Below are 20,677 nucleotides of genomic sequence, written 5' to 3'. Positions count from 1 at the left end.
CCATCATCGCGCAGCGGCCGGCACCAGACGCAGGGCGGCCCCGATCAGGTCCGGGGTCGCCGAGTCCAGCCAGTGGATCCGCGGGTCGCGGCGGAACCAGGACCGCTGCCGACGGACGAACCGCCGGGTCGCCCGGACCGTCTCGTCGTGCGCCTGCGCCTCGGTCAGCTCACCGGCGAGCAGGCGCAGCACCTGCTGGTAGCCGAGCGCCCGACTCGCCGTCCGCCCCTCGGGCAGCCCGCGCCCGACCAGCTCACGGGTCTCCGGCACCAGGCCGTCGGCCCACATCCGGTCCACCCGCAGCGCGATCCGCTCGTCCAGCAGACCGGTGTCCAGGTCGACGCCGAGCTGCACCGACGGGTAGTACGGCGTGGGCTGTGGCAACGAGGCGGCGAACGGCGCGCCGGTCAGCTCGATCACCTCCAGGGCCCGGACGATCCGCCGGCCGTTGGCCGGCAGGATGCTCTCGGCGGCGACCGGGTCGGCGGCGCGCAGCCGCGCGTACAGAGGGGCCGGGCCGACCTCGGCCAACTCCCGTTCCAGCCGCTCCCGCAGCGCCGCGTCCGTGCCGGGGAACTCGAAGCGCTCCAGCACCGCCCGCACGTACAGCCCGGAGCCACCGACCAGCAGCGGCACCCGCCCCCGCGACAGGATGTCGTCCACCGCCGCGCGGGCCAACCGCTGGTACTCCGCGACGCTCGCCGCCTCGGTGACCTCCCAGACATCCAGCAGGTGATGCGGCACCCCGTCCCGCTCGGCGAGGGTCAGCTTCGCCGTGCCGATGTCCATGCCCCGGTAGAGCTGCATCGAGTCGGCGTTGACCACCTCCCCGTCCAGGGCATGCGCCAACGCGATGCTCAGCGCGGACTTGCCGGCCGCGGTCGGGCCGACCACAGCGACCACCATGCCTGTCACGCCCGCTCCCAGGACGCCACGAAGTACGCAACCCCGTAGGGAGCGGAGTCGTGCAGCAACTCGCCGCGCCACCCACCACCGGCAGCGCGGGCCGCGCCCGCGAGCACCTGCCAGGGGGCGCGACCGGCGGCCTTCAGCTCCGTCGACACCACCGGGTCGAGGTCGAGCAGGGCGTCCAGGTCCGCGTCGGCCAGCGCTTCGGCAACCCTCTGGTCGTACGGGAGGGCACGCGCGTCGTCGTACCCGGGTGCTTTCTCCCCGCGGCAGGCCGACCCGTCCCCGAGCACCAGCGACGCCACCCGGTCACCGGCGGCACCGACCTCGTCGGCGAGCACGGCCAGCTCGGCCGGGCCGGCGTCGGCGGCCACCTGCACGGCCGTCACCGGCGGTCGGGTTTCGTGCCGGGCCAGCAACCACGCGCCGATGGTCAGGCTCAACGGCAGCACCGCGCCCCGGTCCGGTTGGCCCGGCACCAACGGCACGTCCAGGTCGACACCCCACGGCTGAAGGGAACCGGTCGCCGGGGTGCGGATCGGGCCGGTCACCGGGCCGGTGCCCACCAGGACCACAATGTCCGGATCGGTGGTCAACAGCCGGCGTACGGCGGTGTCACAGGCCGCCCGCAGATCGTCCAACTCCGGGGCTGCGGAGCCGGCCACCTCGGGCACGAGCAGGGGCGGATGCGGGCAGACGGCGGCGGCGACCAGTGGCACCCGTCCACCGTAGCGGGAATCCCCGGTGCGTCTCCGCGCCGATCCGGTCATTCGGCCCCTAGGACACCGTATGGTCACGGTCGGCGATAGGCGCTCGACGCGGACCGGGTCGGACCTGTGACAATGCCGGAAGCAACTTGGCTGCGCCGTGGCGGCGACGGGGGATCGATCCCTCGACGCCGGGAGAACGAGGATGGGCACATGAGCGACTGGACTGCCTTCGGACGGGTGGACGCGGACGGCACCGTGTACGTCAAGACCACCGAGGGAGAGCGGGTGGTCGGATCCTGGCAGGCGGGAGCACCGGAGGAGGGCCTGGCACACTTCGCACGACGCTTCGCCGACCTGGTGACCGAGGTGGACCTGACCGAGGCGCGACTCAAGTCGGGTGCGGCGGACGCCGGGCACTCGCTGAGCACGATCCGGCGGATCCGGACCACGCTGCCCGAGGCAAACGTGGTCGGCGACATCGACGCATTGGCCACCCGCCTGGACAAGCTGGCGACCCTCGCCGAGGAGAAGGCCGGCGAAGCGCGCGCCGCCCGGGACGCCGCTCGAGGTGAAGCCCTGGCCCGCAAGACCGCGCTGGTCGAGGAAGCCGAAAAGCTGGCCGCCGAATCCACCGGGTGGAAGACCGCCGGCGACCGGCTCAAGGAGATCCTCGACGAGTGGAAGACCATCCGCGGGGTCGACAAGAAGGCCGACGGCGAGCTGTGGAAGCGGTTCGCCGCCGCTCGGGACGGCTTCACCCGCCGCCGGGGCGCCCACTTCGCCTCCCTCGACTCGCAGCGCAAGCAGGCCCAGACCGCCAAGGAAGAGTTGGTCGCCGAAGCGGAGAAGCTCGCGGACTCCACCGACTGGGCCGCCACCGCCAACCAGCTCAAGGATCTGATGACCCAGTGGAAGGCCGCCCCGCGCGCCTCCAAGGAGGCCGAGCAGAAGCTCTGGGAACGGTTCCGGGGTGCGCAGGACGCCTTCTTCAGCCGGCGTAGCGAGGTCTTCTCCGCCCGGGACAACGAGCAGCGCGGCAACCTGGAGCGCAAGCAGGCCCTACTCGCCGAGGCCGAGGCGTTGGACATCGACGCCGACCCGAAGGGCGCCCAGGCCAAGCTGCGGGAGATCCAGGCCCAGTGGCACGAGGCCGGCCGGGTGCCCCGCGAGGCGGCCGCCGGGCTGGAGCGTCGACTGCGCGTCATCGACGACAAGGTCCGTGACGTGATGGACTCGGCGTGGCGCCGCACCACCAAGGAGGACAACCCGCTGCTCGCCCAGATGCGGGCGCAGGTTGCGGAGGCCGAGGACCGGCTGGCCCGGGCGCAGAGCGCCGGGGACGCACGCCGGATCAAGGAGGCCGAGCAGGCCCTCGCCTCCAAGCGGCAGTTCCTCCAACTCGCCGAGCAGGCCGGCTGAGCTGACGACGTCCGGAGCCCCCGGCCCTTAACGGGACCGGGGGCTCCCGCGTGTCCGGCCTCCGGCATCCGCGCCCACACGGGCCCGCATCCCCCGCGCCCCGCGCTCCGCGCTCCGAACACCCGGGCCCGCGTCGCCGCTACCGCGTCAAGATCCGCGCAATTTCCCGGATGTTGCTGCCTCGGGCAGGCGGGAGACAGCAACATCCCTGATGGTGCGCGGATCTTGACGACCAACAGGGTCCTGGGAAGCCGGGAGCGGGGTTTGGGGCATCCGCGCCCGTCAAGGTCATGCTCGATCCAGGATGTAGTGGCCACCTAGCGCCGGGAGACCACTACATCCCTGTTGGAGCACGATCATGCGCTGGGGAGTGCGTTGTGGCGGACGCTCGGCGCGGGCAGTGCCACGCCACGCCTCCGGGGCGCGGGCGGGGCGGCGCGGCGCGGCGGGACGGGCGGGGCAGGCCGGTGCCGATGGGCAGGTTGACGCATTGACGCGGGCTGATCAGAATGAGCGACGGAGCCAGGTAGGGCCACCGGCACGAGGGCGACGAAGGCGGAGCATCCGCCGTCGAGGGTCGCCGGTGAGCTTCCGCGAGTGACCACGTCCGCGTGACATGGTCCGTCGCGTGCTGTCCGCGTACCCCTGAGGGAGCGTGACGTGCGGACGGCCGCCCGCCGGCGTCGTTTCTGGACGGCGTCGGATCTCCGAAGTGGAGCTTGAATTGTTCCGTCCGAAGGCTCTCGGCGGCGCGCTCACCGCGCTCGTCACCGTCGCGGCTGGCGTCTTCCTCGCCACCGCTGTCAGCACCAGCCCGGCCGTCGCCGCCGGCACCGGTACGGGCTATCTGCATACCAGCGGCAACCAGATCGTGGACAGCACAGGTGCGACGGTCCGGTTGACCGGCATCAACTGGTTCGGCATGGAGACCGACAACAAGACCTTCCACGGGCTGTGGTCGAACAACCCGTGGCGGGGGCAGCTCGACACGATGGCCCGGTTGGGTTACAACACGTTGCGGGTGCCGTACTCGAACGACGCGCTGAAGCCGGGTGCGACCGCCAGTGGGATCAACGACTTCGTCAACCCGGACCTGATCGGGCTGTCGCCGTTGCAGATCCTGGACAAGGTGATCGACTACGCCGGCAGCAAGGGCATGCGGATCATCCTGGACCGGCACCGGCCGACGGCGGCCGGGCAGTCGCCGCTCTGGTACACGTCGACTGTTTCCGAGGCGACCTGGATCAACGACTGGAAGATGCTCGCTCAGCGGTACGCGGGCAACCCGACGGTGATCGGCGCCGACCTGCACAACGAGCCGCACGCGGAGGGCACCAACCCGGCGGCCACCGGCGCGTGCTGGGGCTGTGGCGATACGACCCGGGACTGGCGGCTCGCCGCCGAGCGGGCCGGGAACGCCGTCCTCGGTGTCCAGCCCAACTGGTTGATCTTCGTGGAGGGTGTGAGCTGCCCGAGTGGTGGCCTCTCCAACGTCTGGGACGGCGACACCAGCAACGACGAGGACTGCGGTTGGTGGGGTGGCAACCTGTCGAAGGCGGGTCAGTTCCCGGTCCGGCTGAGTGTGGCGAACCGGTTGGTCTACTCGCCGCACGAGTACGCCACCTCGGTGTACCGGCAGACCTGGTTCGACGCCCCGGACTACCCGGCGAACATGCCGGCCATCTGGGACAAGTACTTCGGTTACCTCTACAAGCAGAACATCGCCCCGATCATGATGGGCGAGTTCGGCAGCACCCTGGTCGACCCGAAGGACAAGGTGTGGCTGGAGAAGTTGATGGCGTACACCGGGACCGGGGTGACCGGGATGTCCTTCACCTACTGGTCGTGGAACCCCAACTCGGGTGACACCGGCGGCATCGCGTTGGACGACTGGACCAATGTCAACACCGTCAAGCAGGCGATCCTCCAGCCGTACCTGATCGCGCCGTCCGGTGGCGGCACCAGCGGGCCGCCGACCGGCGGGCCGACGGACCCGCCGACCGGCGCCTGCACGGCCACCTACCGGCAGGTCAACGCCTGGCAGGGCGGCTTCCAGGGCGAGTTGACGGTGAAGAACACCGGCTCGGGCGCGGTGAACCCGTGGTCGGTCACCTGGAGTTGGCCGTCCGGGGTGACGTTGGGCAGTGGTTGGAACGCCACTGTCACGCAGTCCGGTACGACGGTGACCGCGGCGGCTCCGAGCCACGCTCCGTCCCTGCCGGCGGGCGGGTCGATCACGGTGGGCTTCACCGCCAACGGCACGGCGAGCGCGCCGGGCACTGTGAAACTCAACGGCACCGCCTGCTGATCCACCAGGACGGCCGGTGCGCCACTGCCGGGACGGCCGGTGTGCTGCTTGCCGGGGCGGCCGGTGCATTGCTGCCGGGACGGCCGGTGCGCAGCGCATCGGCCGTCCCGGCCATTTACATTCAGATTCTTCTATGTTCTTATCGGGAAAGCGCTTGCCTCTTCGTTGGTGGGTGCGAGCGCGGGAGCCGCTCTCCTTCACGAACCTGCACCGGCGGGCCCGAGGACCACTGGTCCCGGCCGAGATTCGCCGCCCACGGGCATGGGCGTCGCGACACCTCCGTCCGCCTCACCGAAAGGAAGCAGCATGCGCACAGGACGGCGTCGAATGACGCTGATCGCCACCACTGCCGCAGCCACCGCCACCCTGGTCACCGCCGGGCTCTTGACCTCCGTGTCGGCCCAGGCGGCCGCCGGCTGCCAGGTGGCCTACTCGGTCGCCAGCCAGTGGCCGGGCGGATTCACCGGCAACGTCACAGTCACCAACCTCGGCGACCCGGTCTCCGGGTGGACGCTGCGCTGGTCGTACGGGGCCGGTCAGCAGACCAGCCAGGCGTGGGGCGCCACAGTCACGCAGAGCGGCAGCCAGGTCTCCGCGACGAACGTCGACTACAACGGCAACCTGGCGACGAACGCCAGCGCCTCGTTCGGCTTCAACGCGAGTTGGAACAACTCCAGCAACCCGGCTCCGAGCAGCTTCAGCCTGAACAACGTCGCCTGCACCGGCAGCACCACACCGACCACACCACCGCCGACAACCCCGCCACCGTCGAGCACTCCCCCGCCCGGCCAGCAGCCGTCGGCGCTGGTCGGCTGGGCCACCCAGAACGGCGGCACCACGGGTGGCGGCAACGCCGCCACGACCACCGTCAGCAACGCCTCGGGCCTGACCAGCGCGCTGAACGCCACAGGCGCCGCTGTCATCCGGGTAACCGGGACGATCACCTGCTCGGGGATGCTGCGGGTCCGGTCCAACAAGACCATCATCGGCAACTACGGGGCGACGATCGTCGGTTGCGGGCTCAACATCAACGGTGACCGCAACGTGATCATTCGCAACCTGACCTTCCGCAACTGGAACGACGACGCGATAAACGTGCAGGAGTCGGCCACCAACATCTGGATCGACCACAACAGCTTCAGCAACGGGTACGACGGCGCCGTCGACATCAAGCGCGGCTCGGACTTCGTCACCGTCTCGTGGAACCGGGTCTTCAGCCACGACAAGACCATGCTGCTCGGTCACAGCGACGACAACGCCAGCCAGGACGTCGGTCACCTGCGGGTGAGCTACCACCACAACTGGTTCGACGGCAGCAACCAGCGCAACCCCCGGGTGCGCTTCGGCAACCCGGTGCACGTCTACAACAACTACTACCGGGCCAACGGCGGCTACGGCGTGGCGTCCACCGAGAACGCCGGCGTGCTCGTCGAGGGCAACTACTTCGAGAACGTCGACGACCCGTACCACCTCGGCGAGGGGGACTCGGGGCCCGGCAGCCTGGTCGCCCGCAACAACCACTTCGTCAACTCGCCCACCGGCCAGACCGGCGGCAGCGTGGCTGGCATCCCGTACTCGTACCAGCTGGACACCGCGAGCAACGTCAAGTCCATCGTGACGGCGGGTGCCGGCGCCGGCAAGATCACCGTCTGACCACGAAGGGGCCCCTCGACGAGGGGCCCCTTCCGGGCGGTCAGTGGGTGGCGCAGCCAGCGGCGGGGGCAACCACGACCGGCGGTGCGCCGATCGTCGGCAGACCGAGCAACACCCCAGGGGTACGCGGGGAGCGCCCCGCCTCGGCCGCGTCACCGGCCCGGGTGCGACGGTGTGCCACCGGCGCGCCGTCGGCGTTCAGGTGGTGCGGTGCGGCGTACGTGACAGTGGTGTGCACGATGTCGCCCGGCCGGATCTGACCGGCGAGGGACTTCCCGTCGGCGGTCTCGGTCGCGAAGTGCACAAGTCGACCGTCGCGGGCCCGACCGGACATCCGGCCAGTCCGCTCGTCCTTGCGGCCCTCGCCGACCGCGACCAGCACCTCGACGGTCTCACCGACGAGGCGCTTGTTCTCCGCCCAGGTGATCTCCTCGACGCATGCGATCAACCGCTCGTAGCGTTCCTGCACCACCTGCTTGGGTAGCTGGTCGTCCATCGTCGCGGCGGGCGTGCCGGGCCGCTTCGAGTACTGGAAGGTGAAGGCCGAGGAGAACCGGGCCTCCCGGACCACGTCCAGGGTGCGCTGGAAGTCGGCCTCGGTCTCACCGGGGAAGCCGACGATGATGTCGGTGGTGATCGCCGCGTCCGGCATCGCCGCGCGGACCTTCTCGATGATCCCCAGGTAGCGCTCGGAGCGGTAGGACCGGCGCATCGCCCGGAGCACGTCGTCGGAGCCGGACTGCAACGGCATGTGCAGCGAGTGGCAGACGTTCGGCGTCTCGGCCATCGCGGCGATCACGTCGTCGGTGAAATCCTTCGGGTGCGGGCTGGTGAACCGCACCCGCTCCAACCCGTCGATGTCGCCGCAGGCCCGCAGCAGCTTGCCGAACGCGTACCGGTCGCCGAACTCCACGCCGTACGAGTTGACGTTCTGCCCGAGCAGGGTCACCTCCAGCACGCCCTCGTCGACAAGGGCGCGCACCTCGGAGAGGATGTCGCCGGGGCGCCGGTCCTTCTCCTTGCCGCGCAGCGCCGGCACGATGCAGAACGTGCAGGTGTTGTTGCACCCCACCGAGATCGACACCCAGCCGGCGTACGTGGACTCGCGGCGGGTGGGCAGCGTGGACGGGAAGACGTCGAGGGACTCCAGGATCTCCACCTCGGCGGCGGCGTTGTGCCGGGCCCGCTCCAACAGCACCGGCAGCGCGCCGATGTTGTGAGTGCCGAAGACGACGTCCACCCAGGGTGCCTTGCGGACGATGTCGCCCCGATCCTTCTGGGCGAGGCAGCCGCCGACAGCGATCTGCATCCCGGGGTGCTTGTCCTTCACCGGGCGCAGGCGACCGAGGTTGCCGTAAAGCCGGTTGTCCGCGTTCTCCCGCACCGCGCAGGTGTTGAAGACCACGATGTCCGGGGTGTCGTCGCCAGCGGGTGCACGCTCGTATCCCGCCTGCTCGAGCAGGCCGGAGATGCGTTCGGAGTCGTGCACGTTCATCTGGCAGCCGTACGTGACGACGTTGTAGGTCCTAGCCACCCTGTTGGTGCCCCTTCCCCTCGGGCTACCAGGGTAGCGGCCCGGTCCGGGGGGACCTCCGACCGGCTTTGTCCGGTCCAGCGGCGTCGACCCGGCGGCCCATGGTGAGGGTTTACGGCCCAGGCCGGCGAGGACCCGCCCCCGGGCTGACGCCTCCGATCAGAACAGGTGCGGGTCGATCACCCGGACCACGAACCGCCGTTCGCGCAGGGTCTGCACGCTGGGGTACTCCGGGCTGATCACCTCCGCCAGTCGGTCCGCCACGACGCCGACGTCCTCGGCGCTGCCGTCGCCGGCCCGCTTGGCCACCAGGGCGAGATCGCCGAGGCAGCGCAGCGTGTCGGGATGGTCCGCACCGATCACCGTGGCCAGCCGGCGGGCGGTCTCCCGTAGCCGGTCCCGCGCCAACTCCCAGTCACCCTCCTCGGCGAGGCACACCGCCTGGTTGACCTCAGCCGCGAGCGTGTGCGGGTGGTCGGGGCCGAGTACCTTGCGCAAGTCACCGACCGCCCGGGCCGCCGACGCGAGCGCGTCCGATCTGCGTCCGAGGGCCCGCTCTGCCGCCGAGATGTTGCTCACCGTCGCCAGGACGTGCGGGTGCTCCGGGCCGAGCTGGAGCTGCTCCTCGAACGCCTGGCGCACTGCGTTCATCTCGGTCAGCGCCTGTGCCGCGTCGCCGACCGCCAACAGGTTCGCCGCCCTGCTCGCCCGGCACGCCACCGTGTTCGGGTTGTCCGGCCCGAAGCGTTCATCGAGTTCGCGGTAGGCCGTCTCGAACATCGGCGCGGCCTCGCTGCCCCGCCCGGAGCTGCGCAGGGACACCGCCAGGTTGATCTGGGCGACGAGAGTCTGGCCGTCATCCGGCCCGAGCACCTCGCAGTACGTGTCGTACACCGTGCGTAGCAGGGTGTACGACCTCTCGTACTCGCCCGCATCCCGAAGGTCCATGCCGAGGCGCATGGCGGAGACGAGGGTGTGGGGGTGGTTGGGGCCGAGCACCAGCCGCCGCCGCCGGTGCACCTCGTCGTCCCAGCGACGGGCCGACCGGTAGTCGCCGACCAGCCGGTACGAGACGGCGAGGTCGCTTGCCGCGCTCAACGTCCGTGGGTGGTCCTCGCCGAACACCTGGAGCCAGGAGGCGTAGGTGGACCGGTCCCGTTCCAGAGCCTCGGCGTAGCGGCCGAGCGCCCGCAGGTCAGCGCCGAGGCTGCCGGCGGTCATCAGACTGTGCGGGTGCAGCGGGCCCAGCAGCCGGCGTTGCTCGGCCAGCACCGCCTCGTCCAGGTCTCGGGCCTCGTTGAACCGGCCCAGGCTGCGCAGGATATTCGCCCGGTTGAACCGCAGGTGCAACAGTTGGCGGCCCAGCGCAGACGCCTCGACCTCGTCGTGCGTGTCGCCGAGCCTGGCGCTCCAGGTGTCGTCCACCTCCTGGCTGAACACGTCGGCCTGGTCCAGACCGCCGCGCTGCCACAGATAGCGGACCCGGTCGATCAACAGCTGGCACACCGACTCGTCCGGACAGGTCAGCGCCTCGGAGACCTCCAGGTGCGGCCAGAGCATGCGCAGCCGGGCCCAGGTGGTCGGGTCGTCCACGTCGCCACGGGGTCGGGACGCGGCCAGCACCAGGTGCACCTGGTGTCGAGCGGCGTCGATCTCGTCGTCGGTCATCCGGTCGCGGACCACCGCCTGCAACAGCCGGTGCACCTGGACGTGACCGCCCTGAACGTCCAGTTTCAGCAGTGCCAGGCGGTTGATCTGCTGGACCAGGGAGCCGCGCACCAGCCGCTCGGAAACGGACGGGTCGAACGGCACGAGAGCAGCCGCCATCTCGTCGCTGTAGATGAGTTCGAGGGCGATCTCCGGGGCCAGCACCGAGCAGAGCTGCAACAGCCGGTACGCGGCCGGCGCCTGCTCCAGCAGCCGGTTCAGCGACAGGTCCCAGGTCGCTTCCACGGAGAGCGCGCTGGGGCCGTGTCGCTCGATCTGCCGCAGGTAGTCGGCGACGGACGTGCCGGTGTCAGCGAGCCAGGCCCCCGCCGCGGCCACCGCGATCGGCAGGTCGCCGAGCGCCTCGGCCACCCGGTCCGCCTCCTCGGCGCTGATAGTGGGCACCCGCTGGGCGAGGTGCGCCACGCTCTCGGTGCGGTCGAAGACGTCCACCTGAATCGGGTTCGCCCGGTCACCCCAGGCGCGGTTGCGGGAGGTCAGGAGGACGTGCCCGGGGCCCTGCGGCAGGAAGGGCTCGATCTGGTCGAGCTCTTCGGCATTGTCCAGCACCACGAGCCACCGCTCGTACGGCTCACCGCGCCCGAGCACCTGGAGCACCGACCGGACCGTGTCGGGCAGGGTGGGCCCGACGAGGATGCCGAGACGGCCGGCGAGGTCGGCGAGGGCGGTGTCGACGAACTGCGGCGGGTCCGCCACGATCCACCAGACCACGTCGTACGCGGCCTTGAACCGGTGGACGTATTCCAAAGCCACCTGTGTCTTGCCGACGCCGCCCATGCCCTGCAGAGCGACCGGCAGCACCACCGCGCTACCCCCGCTCTGCAACTGCGCGCGCAGCCGCGCCAGGTCGTCCTCCCGGCCGGTAAACCGGGCGTTCCGGTTGGGGGCGTTGAAAATCAACGGCTCGGTGCCGGGGTAGCGGGCACTCCCGCCCGCCGGGCCGTCCGCCGACGACGGCACCGGCCGGCCCACCAGCCGCAACACCCGTTCCACGGCGGTCGCGGCGCTCACGTTGACGAGGTTGGTCGAATTCTGCGACGGGAACTCCGCAAGCGGGCGCAGGTCGGCGACGTACACGGCGAGGGCAGTGGAGCCGGTGCTCAGGTCCCGGTCGGGCAGACCGTCGGACGGCGTCGCCACGTACGCCGGCGAGAGCACTGTCAGCGTGCGCGGGGCCGGCGTGCCGGCGGACCCGACGGCAGCCGTGGGCTCCACCACCCGCAGCCCGGCCGAGTTGAGCACGCGCTCCAGCCACTCGGCCCAGATGGCGTCCTCCGGTGCGCACCGGAGCATGATCTGGTCGTCGATCGCCTCGGTGCGGCGGCGGAAGCGGGCCTTGCCCCGCTCCCGCACCGACTCGTCCATCACCGGCAGCGCGGTCACCGCGCCGTCGGTGAGGATCCCGGTCAACGTCTCGTACGCGGCCAGCAGTGACGTCGGCGAGCCCGGTGGGTCACCGAACGTCGCAAGTGTCTCCTCGTACGCGTAGAACGGTCGGTACGGCACCTCCACCGCGGCCCAGTAACGCCGCCGTTCCGCTTCGGTCATGCCGGCCGGCAACCCGGCGAACCGCCGCATGGCCAGCAGGCGACCCGCCTCGACCCGCTCCTTTTCGGCCTGGTCGACCCGCATCGGCACCGGCAGGACCCGGATGTCGCGCCGCCGGTACCGGTCCCGGACCGAGTGCGCCACCCGGGCCGCGCCGTCAATGCCCTGGTCGCTGAGACTGAAGCAGTCGACAAGGGTGTCCGGTAGGTGCAGGGTGCAGATGTCGGCGACGTCGCTGAGCCCCGTCCGGCTGTCGATCAGGGTGAAGTCGTACTGGCGCTTCATGTCCGCCCGCAGCGCCTCGAAGAACTGCGCCCCACCCAGCCGGTTGTAGAAGTTGTCCCAGTCCAGCCCGCTCACCGAGACGGCGTAGTCGCTGTTCTGCCGGCCGGCGGAAAGGAAGTCGAGACCACCGCCGTCGGGAAAGTTCCAACGCAGCGAGAACGCGTGCCGCCCGACCCGGGCGTACTGCTCCATCCAGCGGTCCGGTCGGTCGTCGACCCGGGTGGTCTCCCACTCGTAGTCACGGATCATGTCGATCACACCGCTGGTGCCCTGGATCGCCTCGGCGTCGAGAAACGGGTGGAAGAAGCGGTGCAGACCGGGCGACTCGAGGTCCCAGTCCGCGACGAGCACCCGCCGGCCGCTGGCCGCCAGGATCCAGGCCACGTTGGCCAGCGCCATCGTCCGACCCGTTCCCCCCTTGAACGAGTAGAAGGTGACGACCTGGCCTTCGCGATCGTTGTTCATCGGTCTTCCCCGGAGGGACGCGGTGGGCCCAGATCATCAGGCGGGGACGCGGGGTCGGTCGAAACGGTCGAGCCGGCGGTGGGCAGGCCGTCACGCAGGCTCGGCACCGGCTCCGGCTGTGGTTCGAAGGGGACGACCGGGCCGTACTTGAGGAACTGCCGGCGCGCCTCGGTGACCAGCGCGGGCATCAGGTCGACGAACTCCGACATGCTGCACGCGCGCTTCACCTGGGGCAGACCGGCGTCGTGCAGCAGCTCGGTCACCTCGGTGGCCCAGCGGGTGGCGTTCTGGCTGTCGTCGTCGTCGGTGACCACCAACGGCACGACCCATTCCCGCAGGCCGTGCAGCATGCGGGCGAGCACTGCGGCCGCGGCCGGCGCCGCCGCGATCCACGGGTCGACAAGCAGCACGGCCGGCCGCCGGTCGAGCAGCGCGGAGGCCTGCGCGAAGTCCTCGGTGCGGGCCGAGAGCCCGAGCCGCTCGGCGGTGCTGGCCGCGTACTCGGCGGCGGGTAGCTGCTGGCGGCCCCCGTACGGCCGCCAGAGCCGGCCGCTGGAGGCGTAGCCGGCGGGGTCGCGATCGTTTGGCAGTCGGTCCCGGGTCGGAGCCAGGACGGCCACGACGAAGTCCGGGTCGGTCGGCGCCGGGCGGACGACCTCGTCCAGGCCGGGCGCCCTGGACGGGCCGATCGGTTGTCGCTCGGCGGTGTGCACGATCCGGCTCGCCAGGCGGCTCAGCAGCAGCTCGTACTGCGTTCGGTAGGGGGCCAGCATGCAGAACGCGCGCAGGCCGTCGGCGGCGTATTCCGGGACGTCCCGGCCCAGGTCCAGGGCGCCATCCAACTCCGGATGGGCCTCCCACGGCGGGAACGGGATCCACAGCACCGGAGTGAGGTGGCCGGCGGTGACCCGGGCCGGCCCGGCGGCGGCCAACCGGGCGCGGAAGGACTCCTGCTCCCCCAGCGCCCAGGGGCGACTGAAGTAGCCGGGTGAGTAGAGCGGGACGAAGACCTCGGCGTCACCGAGCGCCTCGGCGAGGGCCGCCTTCCAGTCGGCGCCCAACGGGATGTGCTGGTCGAAAAAGCCGATCCGCATGCCGGCGACGGGTCGAGCCTGACGCCGAACCTCGTCGGTGAGGTCGGCGAAGAACTGACCGACCCAGACGTCGGCGCCGGCACGGGCGCCCGGCGGCGGCGCCGAGTGGGCGTAGCTCAGGAAGAAGTACGTCCCGCGCGCTCCCGGTGCGCGCCGGTCCGTCGGCGGGCTCACTCCTGCTCCCGGCCACACCAGGCACTGCCGATTGGGGCGCGTGCGCTGGAGGGTGCGTCCACTGTGCTCACCGCTGCCCCTCCGCCCTCCCCACGCGGCCGGAACCACAGCCTAGTCCCCGCGTCAACGTTGCGCTGCCAACCGGTTCGTGGCGAACCAGGCAGTCGCGAAGTCGACAGTGGCTCGCGCCGGCAGCAGGCGGGCGTCGGCCCGCCCCACCCGGCCGTGCCGCACCAACGGTGTCTCGTCGAGCGCGGCACCGACCTGTGGGAAGTCCCGGTCGTCCAGGTCGAGGGCCCGGAAGTCGAGGCGAACCCGCCGTCCGTCGATGAGCCGAAAGCAGTGGTAGTCGCGCTCGGGCGGCGGCGCCGGCAGCCGGTACTCGGCCAGGTGCAGTGCGGTGCACGCCTCGTAGCCGAGGCCGAGCAGCAGGATCTGCCCGTCCGCCGCGTAGAGGCCGCCGATCGGTGACCGCTCCCCCAGGTGGCAGGTGAGGTCATGGCCGTCGGTGAGCTGCCGGGCCCTCGCGCCGAGCGCGGCGAACGAGGTCTGCGGATGGTCACTGCGGATGGCGTCGGGACTGCACCGGACGTACTCGGCGAGCGCCCCCATCCGCTGGGAAGGGGTGGTCCGGCGGTCCCAACCCGGTAGCGCCGCCTCGTACCGTTCGCGCTGCTCCGGGCCCATGCCTGCGACGGCCGCCAGGTGGGCCCGGGAGGTGGTCGAGTTGCCGTCGTTGTGGGTGGGCACCAGCAGCGTGCCAGCCGGGCCGAGGACGTCGCGCAGCGCACCAGCGAGGGTCGCCGGGCCGTGCTCCAGCGGACCCATCCGACGGAGGCCGCAGTGCACCAGCAGGCACACCCCCTGGCGTAGGCCCAGCGCCCGCAGGTCATCGGCGAGGCGGAGACGGTCCGGTGTGGATCGCAGACGCTCAGCCGGCCCCGGCACGGGTTTCCTCCAGGGCGTGGCGCAGCCGGCCGACGAACCGCTCGCCCGCCGCGGTGAGCGACCGGCTGGCCAGCAGCGCGTCCGCACCGTCCCGGGTCCATGCCAGGAAGTGGGCAGCGTGCGCCGACGCGTCGCCGCCGTCGGTGACCGCCCGGGACTGCCAGACCTGGGTGATGGCGAGGTGGGCGTAGACGCCCTGGAGGACGCCCTCCGGTGGCCTCGGGTCCGGGCGCCAGGGCACCCTGATCCGGGTTCCCTCACCGGGTTCCACAAGGTCGCAGAGGTCGAGGGCCGCACCCAGCTTCGCGTGCTGCCACTCGTGCACGAGCAGCACCGCCATCGTCTCCGGGTCGGGATGGGGCGTGACGGCGACCGCGCCGAACGCGTGCCGGGCGGTGGCGCTCCGCAGGGGTCGCGCAGGGTCGGGCGCCAATGGCACGACAGCACGCAGGCCGCCGTCGAGCGCCGCCGCGTGCGCCGGCACGTCCCGGTGCACGACCCGCCAGGCTTCGGCCAGGGTACGGCTCAACGCCCGCGCGGCCGGCAACTCCAGGCGGGGTTGGACCGGCTGGCCGTAGCAGTCGCGGTACGGGTCGCCGTCCTCGACGAGCAACCGGCCACCGGGCACCGACACGTCGCGCGTCGGTTGCCAGCCGGGCGACGGTGGTGCCGTCGGATCGAGCAGCACCATCTGCTCGACCGACCCACTGCGGACCTGGAACTCGCCGGGCCGTGCGGTCACCCAGGTGCTCCCACTGAGACCGGGCAGCACCAGGCTGCCGAGCGTGGGCACCGTGATCGTGTCGGCCCGCACCGGGACCCGCACCGCAGCCGCGACGCCTGCCCGCAGGGCCGCGGCGAGGGCGAAGGCCGGCAGGGGGTCGCCCGGCGCGCTGGGGCCGGTCAGGGCCGATGTGTCGAGGTGATGCACCAGCGCGGGCCGGGCGAAGGGGTGCGCCAGGACTGCCCGGACCGCCTCCGGCGCCGCCTGGTCGAGGTGAACGAGCAACTCCCAGGCGGCGGTGGCGCCGGACCGGTCGCGGCAGGCCGCCAGCAGCGCCCGGGTGAGAGAGAGCTGGGTGGCGGCGAGCAGCCCGAGCGTCTCCGCCGACCCGTACCCGGTGGCGAGGTCGTCGAGCACCTCGTCAACGGGCGAGGTGGTGGACTCTGCGCCCGACAGCGATGAGCTGGCCTGCCTCTGCCGCGGCACGGGTGCGGTGGGCGGCGGGTGGGCGCCCACGGTGTCGACCAGTCGGAGCAGGTCGGCGCAATACACCGAGGGGTTGTCGAAGCCGGAGCCGGTGCGCCAGCGGTGGGCGTACAGGCCGCCGCCGCACCTGTCGACCACCGGGCAGGCCCGGCAGGTCGCGCAGAGCCCGGCCACGCCGTCCTGCCGGACGGCGACCCCGGGGTGCCGTGTGACGTCGTCCACCGAGTGGTCGAACACGTCGAATCCGGTGCCGGCCGCGCCGTGGTACGCGGTCTTCAGTGAGTCGACCTGCTCCCAGGTGCCGTCCGCCTCGACGACCAGCACGTCGGCCGGGGCCACGCCGAACGCCTCGGTGCCGCCACCTCCCGGGAGCAGCGCCTCGAACATCCGGATCGACACCGGACGCCCATCGTCCACCCACCGCCGGTGAATCCGCCCCAGCCAGTCCGCGTACGGGGTCGGCTCGGGGCCAGGGCGCTCTGGCGGATGGTCCCAGGTGGCATGGGGCAGCAACAGGTCGACGCGGGGCGGGCTCTCGGCCAGCAGCGCCTCGTACACCCGGTCGGGATCGTTGCGGACGTCGATCGTGCAGAGGATGCCGGCGTAGCTGGCGCGGTGTTCCGGCCGACGGAGCAGGGCCAGCGCCCGGCGGACGTGCTCGTGGCTGCTGCCGCCGTGGGCGAAGACCCGGTGGCGGTCGTTGGCGGCCCGGTCGCCGTCGAAGGACACACCGACCCGCACGTCGTACTCGACGAACAGCCGGCACAGCTCCTCGTCGAGCAGCACGCCGTTGGTCTGCATGCGCAGGTCGAGCAACGCCCACGGGGTGATCGTCGTGCGCAGCTCGGCCAGCACCTCCCCCAACGCGGCGGCCCCCAGCAGCAACGGCTCACCGCCGTGCAGCACCACGTGCACGACCGGCAACCCGTGCTCGCGGGCATGCTCGGCGATCCGCTGCGCGACGGCCCGAACCGTGGCCGGCGGCATCCGCACCGGTCGACCACGCCAGGTCTGGTCGGCGTGCTGGTAGACGTAGCAGTGGTCGCAGCTGAGGTCGCAGCGGCTGTGCACCTTCAGCACGAACTGGCTGATCCGTCGGCATGATCCATCCGCTCCGGAGGGACCACACCGACAGGCCACCATTCAGATGGCCGAGTTGAAGGCGGCGACGGGCACCGTGCCGGAGGGCACTGGCTCATCCGCGACGACATGCCGCCGGACCGCCTCGACCAGATCAGCGTGCCTGACGACGAGCAGGTCCAGCGGAGTGTCCAGGCTATGGGTGAAGTCGTCCAGGCCCGGACGGGATGGGCGGGTGGGTGCGTTGTCCACAAGGATTCTCCGGGTCCCGCGGACGCGCCACGGGAGGTGTGATGGACGGCCCGAGGGCCCTGACGCGCCACCAGAATAGGCAACAGCCCCAACGATGTCATCGTTGGTCAAGTAGCGCACCAACCGAGGAGGAACTCACATGTGCCGGAGCATCAAGACGCTGCGTGAGCCGTTCACCCCGCAGGTGACCGACGCCGACGTCGAGGCGGCAGCGTTGCAGTACGTCCGGAAGATCTCTGGCTTCCGGGCGCCCGCCGCGCACAACGCCGCCGCGTTCGACGCCGCGGTGGCCGCCGTGGCCGAAGCGACGCGCGTCCTGCTCGACCAACTGGTGGTGCGGGGCACCACCGACCGGTCGGCCACCGCCGCCAGCTGATCGCCGCTGACCGGCACGGCACCCGGCCGGGCCTGACCCTGGGAAGGGTCAGGCCGCGGCGAGCACCGGTGCGACAGTGTCGGGTGCCCAGCGCGAGCGGTGACACTGCGACCAGCCCCGACAACCCGGGTCACCCAGCGAGCAGAGCCGCAGCCTGCTGAGCACCTCACCGTCCTCGGTGTCCCGCACGTCGAAGTGCACCGGACGGACCGTGCCGTCCGGAGCGACGAGCAGGTGCCGGCCCGCGTCGAGCGTGTCGTCGCGCAACAGGCAGTTGCGGCCCAGCAATCGGGCCAGTGCGGCGATGCTCGCGTGCTCGGAGAGCTGCTCGGGCACTCCGTAGCAGTCGACCACCGTCGCGAATTCGCCCGGCGCCTGCCAGACGTCACACACCACCGCGTACGCCGGCAGCCGCGCCGGGTCGGCCACCGCCAGCGGCATCACCACCCGACCAAGCGCCTCTGCCAGCGCCGGGTAGACCTCCACGGGTTGAGCCCCGTCGATTCTCCAGTTCCACAGCTCGGTCATTCCGCCTCCTCGCTGCGTTCGTCCCCACCGGCCTCCGGATCGGGCCTTACACACGATGGTGGGGGGCATTTGACCCCAGCCGGGGGCAAGTTACCGGTCTGTGACCATTCCGGGCAAAATTTCCCTGAGCGGCATTGCTCGGAGTAGCGGGAAGGTGACAGTTTATCGGGTATCGTGCGGCATTCGCACCACCGCCACCGCGTGTCCCGCAGCGGGTCGACCGCCCCCGGTCAGCGCAGGACGACCAGGTGTTCCCCGCGGGGCAGCAGCTCGCCCACCACCACAGCGCCGGGCACCTCGCCGGCGACCAGCAGGCCACCGGAGGTCTGCGCGTCGGCCAGCAGCAGCCGCTCCGCCTCGTCCGCCGCGCCGAAGTCGGTCCACTGGGTCACCCACTCCAGGTTGCGCCGGCTGCCGCCGCTGACGAACCCGTCGCGCAGCGCCTCCCGCGCGCCGGCCAGATAGGGCACCCGGGCGGTGTCGATGGCCACCGTGACCTGGCTGGCCCGGGCCAGCTTCGAGGCGTGCCCGAGCAGCCCGAACCCGGTCACGTCGGTGCCGCACCGGATGCCGGCGGCGACCGCCGCGCGGGCGGCCTCCCGATTGAGCGCGCTCATCGTGGCCACCGCCTCCGGGAAGCTCTCCCCGGTCGCCTTGTGCCGGGTGTTCAGCACACCCACCCCGAGCGGCTTGGTCAGCGACAACGGCACTCCGGCCCGACCGCCGTCGAGAGTGATCAGCTCCTCGGGGCGAACCGTGCCGGTGACCGCGAGACCGTACTTCGGGCCGTCGTCGTCCACGCTGTGCCCGCCGGCCAGGTGACAGCCGGCCTCCCGCGCCACGTCCTGGCCGCCGCGCAGCACCTCACGGGCCAACTCCAGCGGCAGCACGTCGCGCGGCCAGCAGAGCAGGTTGAGCGCCACCAGCGGGGTGCCGCCCATCGCGTAGACGTCGGAGAGCGCGTTGGCCGCGGCGATCCGGCCCCAGTCGTACGCGTCGTCGACCACCGGGGTGAAGAAGTCGGCGGTGCTGACGAGGCCGGTCCGCTCATCCAGGCGCACCACCGCCGCGTCGTCGCCGTGGTCCAACCCGACCAGCAACTCGGCGGTGCCGGTCGCCGGGCCCAGACCGGCCACCATGATCTCCAGCTCGCCCGGCGGGATCTTGCAGGCGCAGCCACCGCCGCGGGCGTACTTGGTCAACCGTACCGGTTCCATCACGCTCCTCAGGAAACATCAGGTGGTCCGTCGGATGGGAGCAGCCGAACGGCGCCACCTGACGTCACCAACGGTGATCAATCTACGTGCCGCTGATCCAACCCGGGTGCCCTGGGCGGCGAGGCGGCCGTTGTCGTGTCGCCATCAGGCGGGCCACCCGGAACGCGAGCCGAAGCGCCGGGAACCACCGTGCGGGATGGACCAGCCGGGCAGCGTGCCACCAGAGGAGAAGGCCGGCAACCTCGACGAGGTCACCGTCCTCCATCTCCAGCACGAGCAGTGGACGGCGGCAGTTGGGCCTGTCGGCGGCCACCGGCTGCGTCCGCCAGTCGGGGTTCGGATCATGGCACGACCGCAACGCAACCGGCCGTGCCATGACGTGCTCCGCCTGGGCCGCGACGCCGCGGCAGTCCCCGCACCGGCTGTCGTACACGAGGTAGATGCGCCGTGGATCCATGCGTCGCCACCCAGCTGGGAACGCTGCCAGTCTCACATCAATCCAATCACGCCCATGATCACGACAACGACGGCCATCGCGGCAACCAGCAGACGTGCGTACCGAGCCCACAGCAGGCTCCACGTACCGTCTTCGTCGTATCCGACGCTGCCCGCCGCCATGATCCAGCGTCCGACAGCAAATCCGAACGCCAGGCACAGCGCACCAATGAACGGAACCACGAGCAAGATCGCGATGAGCAAGAGGTGCGGCAGTGCGGACGGTGAGTAGGTCCGCATTCCCGTGCCCATCTCGAACCCAAACTGGAATCCACCCACCTCGGGCCCCCGACTGGTCACCGACTCGGGCACCAGGCGTCGATTCTCCGGGATCCGGAAGGACACCAGTCCGAACTCACGGGCAAGTATCACCGCTGCGATCGCCCCCAGTAGAATCCATCGAAGGATCCCCGGCATGACAGACTGCGCAATACCACCGACGACTGCGGCGATTACCGCTACAACAACAGCTCCGGTGAACAGGCCGATTCCGAAATACAACAACGGACTCTTTCCGCGCCAGACCGACGCGGTCAGCAAGAATGCTGAATTGTGGCTTCAAGTGGAGCCGGAGTTGGCGTAGCCGGCCGCCGCGCCGGCGACAGCCAGCGCGGCCAGCGCGGGGAGGCGGGAAGGGTCAGGCAGCATCTGACTCAATGCCAGCGGCGCGGCCGCCGCCAGCAGGATCAAGGCTGCCAAGGTCCGAGGGTCCAGAAGGTGTCGGCGGAGCGCTGGACGCTCCGC

The 20,677-nt window shown here is 71.2% G+C and carries 17 protein-coding genes; 4 read left to right on the top strand and 13 right to left on the bottom strand.

From position 1 onward, the window contains the following. Positions 1–3 precede the first annotated feature (3 nt). Positions 4–906 carry a tRNA (adenosine(37)-N6)-dimethylallyltransferase MiaA gene (gene miaA / locus AB0B68_RS26460; protein WP_357197133.1) on the bottom strand — a complete coding sequence of 301 codons (903 nt, stop codon included), beginning with the start codon at positions 904–906 and terminating at the stop codon, positions 4–6. A 5-nt stretch (positions 907–911) separates the two neighbouring features. Continuing rightward, entirely contained in the window at positions 912–1,679 is a 768-nt protein-coding gene (locus AB0B68_RS26455; RefSeq protein ID WP_357263434.1) for a hypothetical protein, read from the bottom strand. A gap of 150 nt (positions 1,680–1,829) precedes the next feature. On the opposite strand from AB0B68_RS26455, the gene AB0B68_RS26450 reads away from it, so the two are divergent. The 3 genes from AB0B68_RS26450 to AB0B68_RS26440 all read left to right on the top strand — a co-directional run bounded on the left by AB0B68_RS26450 (position 1,830) and on the right by AB0B68_RS26440 (position 6,999). Next, entirely contained in the window at positions 1,830–3,038 is a 1,209-nt protein-coding gene (locus AB0B68_RS26450; protein WP_355009914.1) for a DUF349 domain-containing protein, read from the top strand. A 724-nt stretch (positions 3,039–3,762) separates the two neighbouring features. Then, positions 3,763–5,346, top strand: a complete 1,584-nt coding sequence (locus AB0B68_RS26445) for a cellulase family glycosylhydrolase (protein ID WP_357263505.1) — start codon at positions 3,763–3,765, stop codon at positions 5,344–5,346. A gap of 306 nt (positions 5,347–5,652) precedes the next feature. Beyond that, the gene (locus AB0B68_RS26440; protein WP_357263431.1) at positions 5,653–6,999 is read left to right on the top strand and encodes a cellulose binding domain-containing protein; all 1,347 of its coding nucleotides are present in this window, start codon (positions 5,653–5,655) and stop codon (positions 6,997–6,999) included. 40 nt (positions 7,000–7,039) lie between these two features. On the opposite strand, the gene miaB is transcribed toward AB0B68_RS26440, so the two are convergent. The 6 genes from miaB to AB0B68_RS26410 all read right to left on the bottom strand — a co-directional run bounded on the left by miaB (position 7,040) and on the right by AB0B68_RS26410 (position 17,317). Next, entirely contained in the window at positions 7,040–8,533 is a 1,494-nt protein-coding gene (gene miaB, locus AB0B68_RS26435; RefSeq protein WP_357263429.1) for a tRNA (N6-isopentenyl adenosine(37)-C2)-methylthiotransferase MiaB, read from the bottom strand. A gap of 159 nt (positions 8,534–8,692) precedes the next feature. Then, positions 8,693–12,559, bottom strand: a complete 3,867-nt coding sequence (gene fxsT / locus AB0B68_RS26430; protein WP_357263426.1) for an FxSxx-COOH system tetratricopeptide repeat protein — start codon at positions 12,557–12,559, stop codon at positions 8,693–8,695. Continuing rightward, positions 12,556–13,827 carry a TIR-like protein FxsC gene (locus AB0B68_RS26425; protein WP_357263423.1) on the bottom strand — a complete coding sequence of 424 codons (1,272 nt, stop codon included), beginning with the start codon at positions 13,825–13,827 and terminating at the stop codon, positions 12,556–12,558. The genes fxsT and AB0B68_RS26425 overlap by 4 nt, the downstream gene beginning before the upstream one ends. Positions 13,828–13,950: 123 nt before the next feature. After that, entirely contained in the window at positions 13,951–14,775 is an 825-nt protein-coding gene (locus AB0B68_RS26420) for an AAC(3) family N-acetyltransferase (RefSeq protein ID WP_357263420.1), read from the bottom strand. Continuing rightward, entirely contained in the window at positions 14,759–17,065 is a 2,307-nt protein-coding gene (locus AB0B68_RS26415) for an FxsB family cyclophane-forming radical SAM/SPASM peptide maturase (protein ID WP_357263417.1), read from the bottom strand. The genes AB0B68_RS26420 and AB0B68_RS26415 overlap by 17 nt, the downstream gene beginning before the upstream one ends. A 63-nt stretch (positions 17,066–17,128) precedes the next feature. Beyond that, on the bottom strand, positions 17,129–17,317 hold the full coding sequence (locus AB0B68_RS26410; RefSeq protein WP_357207928.1) for a hypothetical protein: 189 nt from the start codon (positions 17,315–17,317) through the stop codon (positions 17,129–17,131). A gap of 139 nt (positions 17,318–17,456) precedes the next feature. Between AB0B68_RS26410 and AB0B68_RS26405 the strand changes: the two genes are divergently transcribed. After that, the gene (locus AB0B68_RS26405) at positions 17,457–17,693 is read left to right on the top strand and encodes a DUF2277 family protein (protein WP_355009924.1); all 237 of its coding nucleotides are present in this window, start codon (positions 17,457–17,459) and stop codon (positions 17,691–17,693) included. Between the two features lie 48 nt (positions 17,694–17,741). Here the strand turns inward: AB0B68_RS26405 and AB0B68_RS26400 are convergent, their stop codons facing one another. From AB0B68_RS26400 to AB0B68_RS26380, 5 genes are all read right to left on the bottom strand, one after another. Next, the gene (locus AB0B68_RS26400; protein ID WP_355009925.1) at positions 17,742–18,221 is read right to left on the bottom strand and encodes a hypothetical protein; all 480 of its coding nucleotides are present in this window, start codon (positions 18,219–18,221) and stop codon (positions 17,742–17,744) included. Positions 18,222–18,451: 230 nt separating this feature from the next. Further along, complete coding sequence (gene selD, locus AB0B68_RS26395; RefSeq protein WP_357263412.1) at positions 18,452–19,441, bottom strand: selenide, water dikinase SelD; 990 nt, start codon at positions 19,439–19,441, stop codon at positions 18,452–18,454. Between the two features lie 79 nt (positions 19,442–19,520). Then, on the bottom strand, positions 19,521–19,814 hold the full coding sequence (locus AB0B68_RS26390; RefSeq protein WP_357207922.1) for a hypothetical protein: 294 nt from the start codon (positions 19,812–19,814) through the stop codon (positions 19,521–19,523). Between the two features lie 113 nt (positions 19,815–19,927). Next, on the bottom strand, positions 19,928–20,473 hold the full coding sequence (locus AB0B68_RS26385) for a hypothetical protein (protein ID WP_357207919.1): 546 nt from the start codon (positions 20,471–20,473) through the stop codon (positions 19,928–19,930). A gap of 18 nt (positions 20,474–20,491) precedes the next feature. Continuing rightward, positions 20,492–20,632 (bottom strand): hypothetical protein, encoded by a 141-nt coding sequence (locus AB0B68_RS26380; RefSeq protein WP_357207917.1) that lies wholly within the window; start codon positions 20,630–20,632, stop codon positions 20,492–20,494. Positions 20,633–20,677 lie beyond the last annotated feature (45 nt).

Origin of the sequence: Micromonospora sp. NPDC049049 (genome assembly GCF_040649115.1) — a bacterium.
Taxonomy (GTDB): domain Bacteria; phylum Actinomycetota; class Actinomycetes; order Mycobacteriales; family Micromonosporaceae; genus Micromonospora.
The sequence above is the reverse complement of the archived record's forward strand: the minus strand, read 5'-3'. Positions and strand labels throughout refer to the sequence as shown.